Origin of the sequence: Aeromicrobium sp., from assembly GCF_014378035.1 — a bacterium.
Classification (GTDB): Bacteria; Actinomycetota; Actinomycetes; order Propionibacteriales; family Nocardioidaceae; genus Aeromicrobium.
On the sequence record NZ_JACMOM010000329.1, the window covers coordinates 1 to 4,877 of the forward strand.

The window sequence follows — 4,877 nt, forward strand, 5'->3', positions numbered from 1 at the left end:
AGCCTCGCCATCGCGCGCCGCCACGCGCGCCTGGATCGCCCCATCACGGTGCTCACCCAGCCCAACGCCGGCGTCGGGGCCGCGCGCCGGGGGGCCGTCACCGCGGCGAAAGGCGACTTCCTGACGTTCGTCGACGCCGACGACACCCTGACCCGCGGCGGGGTGAGGGACGCGATGGACGTGATCGAGAAGAGTGGTTCCGACATCGCGGTGATGCCGTATCAGCGGCTCGAAGGATCCAGGACCCGGCCGGCCGCACCCTGGATCAGGGCGCTGCACGCCTGCCCCGCCACTCACGTCAGCCTCAGCGACCGGCCCGACGTCCTGGTGCACGCGATCGCCTGCGCCAAGATCTTTCGCCGCGACTTCTGGGACGCCTCAGCCCTGGAGTTCGCCACCGTGCTGCTCGCGGGCGACCAGGTGGTGAGCGCCAAGGCCTACCGTGACGCCGACGGTATCGACATCCTCGGGCCGGTCGCCTACAGTTGGCGCCGGCAGGTGTCGTCGATCTCCCAGGGCCAGGTCACGGCGGAGGCCATCAATGCCCGCATGGATGCCGCCGACGCCGTCCTTGAGATTCTTGCACCGCTGCCTGACGTCCGTGCCGAACGTGCCCTGCAGCTGCTGCGGTACAACGTGCCCAACTCGTTGCTCAAGCTCGAGCGCGCGGACGGACGCTATCTCGATGCGCTCATCGACAGGGTGCCGCGGGTCGTGGCGGCGGCGCCAGTCGACCGATACGACGCAGAGGTGCCCGCTCAGTACCGCGTCCTCTACGCCCTGCTCGGGTCGGGCGACCTCGATGCTGTCTGGCGGTTTGTCAGCGCCGAGGGCATGCAGCCCGAGATGCACCCGTCGGGTTCAGAGCCTGCGGGCCTGACGACCTACCTTCCGGGCTGGTCGCGCGACGATGTGGCGCCCCACGCGTACGTGCTCACGGACGAGCAGACCGCCCTCAGGGTCGTGGTGCGCGGTGCTCGCAAGGAGGGCACCGACCTGGTGCTCGATGTCGCGGCGTGGTTCCCGAATGTCGATCTGGTGGCCCCCGAGCTGTCGGTCAGGACCGACGGCGACGTCATCGACATCGAGCACCGGGGCGAGCCGATGGTGGTGACGTCGCGGCAGGGCGCTGAGCGGCGCTACGGGGGATCAGGGTGGACCGTCATCCTCAGGGACGTTGCCCGGCGAGCACCGCGAGAGATTGCCGTGACGCTCCAGGATGGGCTGTGCTCGGGCACCGTCACGGCCCGGATCCCGCGTCGCCGCGACCTGTTCATGTGATCCACGGCACAACGTTGCCCCTGTCCCTGAGCCGCCTCATCGGTAGACTGATGAGGTCAATTTGTCTGGTACCCCTCGTTGGGACTGGAACGAAAGGCATCACGCATGACGCGACTTTCCCTTGGTGTGATCGGAGCCGGCAGAGTCGGCGCGGTTCTCGCATCGCGACTCCGATCTGCCGGTCATCCCCTCGTAGGCGTGACAGGCCGCTCGCAGGCGTCTCTCCTGCGCATCCGCACGCTGCTGCCGGGCGTCGACGTGATGACTCCCGCCGCCGTTGCCGCAGTCAGCGACATCGTGATCCTTGCCGTCCCCGACGACAGCCTGATCGCCGCCGCTGAGGAGCTTGCCTCGTCCGGTTCTGTCCGACCCGGTCAGTACGTGCTGCACACCAGCGGGCGCCACGGCCTCGACGCGCTCGCGTCCCTCACCCGCCTGGGCGCGCGGCCCATCGCATTCCACCCAGCCATGACGTTCACCGGCACCCCCGTCGATCTCGACCGCCGCTGCGTGTTCGGCCTGACAGCGGCGATGGACGACCGTCCGCTTGCCGCAGAACTCGTGACCGACCTCGGGGGCACCCCGATGTGGGTCGAGGAGGCGGACCGCGCCCTCTACCACGCGGCCCTGGCGCACGGCGCCAACCATCTCGTGACTCTTGTGGCGCAGTCGATGGACCTTCTGCGCACCGCCGGCTCCGCAGACCCGGCTGCCGTGCTTCGTCCGCTGCTCTGTGCCGCCCTCGACAACGTCCTGGCCTATGGCGACGCCGCGCTCACCGGGCCGGTCGTCCGCGGCGACGTCACCACGATCCGCGCCCACATCGATGCGCTCGCTGCCGCCGACATCGACGATTCCACCGTCGATGCCTATCTCGAGCTCGCTCGTGCCACCGCGGGCCGCGCCGAGGCCGACGGACGTCTCACCCATCGCGGTGCCGGCACGATCCGCCAGGTGCTCGATGAGGCCGACTGGGATGCGATGGCCGAGATCGCCGCCGGCATCTGATGACGTCTGCCCCGGCCCCCGGCGCCACGCCGACCGTCGCACGCACACGCGAAGAGCTGAAGGCCGCGCTCAACGGCACCGTCTCCCTCGTGCCGACGATGGGTGCTCTGCACGAGGGCCACGCTCGCCTTCTCGAGCACGCCCGCCCGCTCGGAGCGACGCTCGTCGCCTCGATCTTCGTCAATCCCACGCAGTTCGCACCAGGCGAGGACTTCGATGCCTATCCGCGAACGTTCGAGGCAGACCTCGAGGTCTGCGCCGAGGCCGGCGTCGACGTCGTGTTCGCGCCGACCGGGCCGACGATGTATCCCTCGGGCCTCCGCGACACGGTCACAGTCGACCCTGGGCCGTTGGGCGCGATCCTCGAGGGTGAGATGCGGCCGACACACTTTCGCGGGGTGCTCACCGTGGTGTCCAAGCTGTTCGGGCTCGTGAGGCCCGACGTGGCGATGTTCGGCGAGAAGGACTACCAACAGCTTGCGCTGGTCCGGCAGATGTCGCGTGAGCTCGCGCTCGGCGTCGAGATCGTCGGCTGCCCGACCGTGCGCGAGGCAGACGGCCTGGCCATGAGCTCGCGCAACCGGTTCCTGTCCGACAGCGAGCGGCAGACCGCTGCATGCCTGTCGGCCGCGCTGCGTGCCGGTGTCGACGCTGCTGGCGACGGAGCCGCCGCCGTGCTGGCCTCTGCTCGCACCGTTCTCGACGACGCGTCGATCGTTCCCGACTACCTCGTCCTGACCGACCCCGAGCTCGGCGAGGCGGTGCCCGGCGAGGAGGCCCGGCTGCTCGTCGCGGCGCGGGTCGGCACCACTCGGCTGCTCGACAACACCGCACTCACGCCAGGAGGCCCATGATGCTGCGCACCATGATGAAGTCCAAGATCCATCGCGCCACGGTGACCCAGGCCGACCTGCACTACGTCGGATCGGTCACGGTCGACCTCGACCTCCTCGATGCCGCCAACCTTCTGCCCGGCGAGCTGGTCCACATCGTCGACATCGACAACGGCGCGCGGCTCGAGACCTACACGATCGCCGGCGAGCGCGGCAGTGGCGTCATCGGCATCAACGGCGCCGCCGCCCGCCTGGTGCACCCCGGTGACCTCGTGATCCTCATCGCCTACGGGCAGATGGACGATGCCGAGGCGCGGGCGTCCGAGCCGAGGGTCGTCTTCGTCGATGCCGGCAACACGATCATCGGCACCGGCAGCGACCCTGCCGAGGTGCTTCCCGGCACGGGCCTCATCCGCGGCGACCTCATCGCCAACCGCCTCCACGACGCGTCGCGGTGAACACGTGACCCTCCTCTGCCTGGATGTCAGCAACAGCCACACCACGATCGGCGCCTTCGACGCCGACGAGCTGGTGGCCCACTGGCAGGTGTCGTCCGAGGAACGCCGCAGTGCCGACGAGTGGCAGCTGCTCATCACGGGGCTCGTGACCCAGGCGGGCATCCGCCGCATCAGCGCCGTCAGCCTGTGCTGCACGGTGCCGGCGATCCTGGTCGAGCTGCGTGCGATGCGGGAGCGTTACTGGGCCGATCTCCCCGTCGTGATCGTCGGCCCAGGCGTCAAGACCGGCGTGCCGATCCACACCGACAACCCGCGTGAGGTGGGCGCCGACCGCATCGTCAACGCGCTCGCGGCCGCAGAGCTCTACGGCGGACCGGCGATCGTCGTCGACCTCAACGGCACCGCCACGATCTTCGACGTCGTCGACGCCGCCAACCGCTACATCGGTGGCGCGATCGCGCCGGGAGTCGAGCTGTCGCTCGACGCACTCGCGCGCCGTGGCGCCCAGCTCCGGAGCGTCGAGCTGGCACTGCCGCGAGACGTCGTGGGCAAGAACACCGTCGAGGCCGTCCAGTCGGGCCTCATCTACGGTTTCGCGGGCCTCGTCGACGGCATGGTCGACCGCATCATCGAGTCGCTCGGCGTCGACCCCGATCACGTCACGGTGATCGCCACTGGTGCGTACCCGGAAGCGGTCGTCGACAGCTGCGCCACCATCACGACTCGCGATCCCTGGCTCACCCTCACCGGCCTGCGTCTCATCCACGAGAAGAACCGCGACTAGCCTCCCGGACCGGCGCCGATAGGGTTGTCGATTGTGACCGACACTCCCACCACTCCCTCCGAGGACGATCTCCCAGAGCAGATGCGCGTCCGCCTCGACAAGCGTCGACAGCTCCTTGCCGCTGGCGACGAGGCCTACCCGGTCGTGGTCGAACGCACGCACACCCTCAAGCGAGTCGTCAGCACGTACGACGCCGAGGCACTCGGAGCAGACACCTTCACCGGCGACACCGTCTCGGTCACGGGGCGCGTCATCTTCCTGCGCAACACCGGCAAGCTCTGCTTCGTCCGGTTGCGCGAGGGCGACGGCACCGAGCTGCAGGCCATGCTCGCCCGCGACGGCGTCGGCGAGGAGCGGCTGGCCGAATTCAAGGCGCTCGTCGACATCGGCGACCACCTCGCCGTCACGGGCGAGGTCATCACCAGCCGCCGGGGAGAGCTCTCGGTGCAGGCGACGTCGTGGCAGATCGCAGCCAAGACCGTCCGCCCCCTGCCCAACGAGCACAACCCGTTG

General features: G+C 69.4%; 6 protein-coding genes. All 6 read left to right on the forward strand.

Going from position 1 to position 4,877, the window contains the following annotated elements:
* Positions 1-1,281: glycosyltransferase (locus H7290_RS17650; RefSeq protein WP_290515333.1), on the forward strand; the 1,281-nt coding region annotated here is incomplete at its 5' end.
* Positions 1,282-1,386: 105 nt separating this feature from the next.
* The gene (locus tag H7290_RS17655) at positions 1,387-2,289 is read left to right on the forward strand and encodes a DUF2520 domain-containing protein (protein WP_290515334.1); all 903 of its coding nucleotides are present in this window, start codon (positions 1,387-1,389) and stop codon (positions 2,287-2,289) included.
* Entirely contained in the window at positions 2,289-3,143 is an 855-nt protein-coding gene (panC, locus tag H7290_RS17660) for a pantoate--beta-alanine ligase (protein ID WP_290515335.1), read from the forward strand. Before H7290_RS17655 ends, panC begins: the two co-directional genes overlap by 1 nt.
* Entirely contained in the window at positions 3,143-3,580 is a 438-nt protein-coding gene (gene panD, locus H7290_RS17665; protein WP_290515337.1) for an aspartate 1-decarboxylase, read from the forward strand. The genes panC and panD overlap by 1 nt, the downstream gene beginning before the upstream one ends.
* Before the next feature lie 4 nt (positions 3,581-3,584).
* On the forward strand, positions 3,585-4,364 hold the full coding sequence (locus H7290_RS17670; protein WP_290515336.1) for a type III pantothenate kinase: 780 nt from the start codon (positions 3,585-3,587) through the stop codon (positions 4,362-4,364).
* Positions 4,365-4,397: 33 nt separating this feature from the next.
* The coding region (locus H7290_RS17675; RefSeq protein WP_366927651.1) for an OB-fold nucleic acid binding domain-containing protein at positions 4,398-4,877 on the forward strand (480 nt) is incomplete at its 3' end.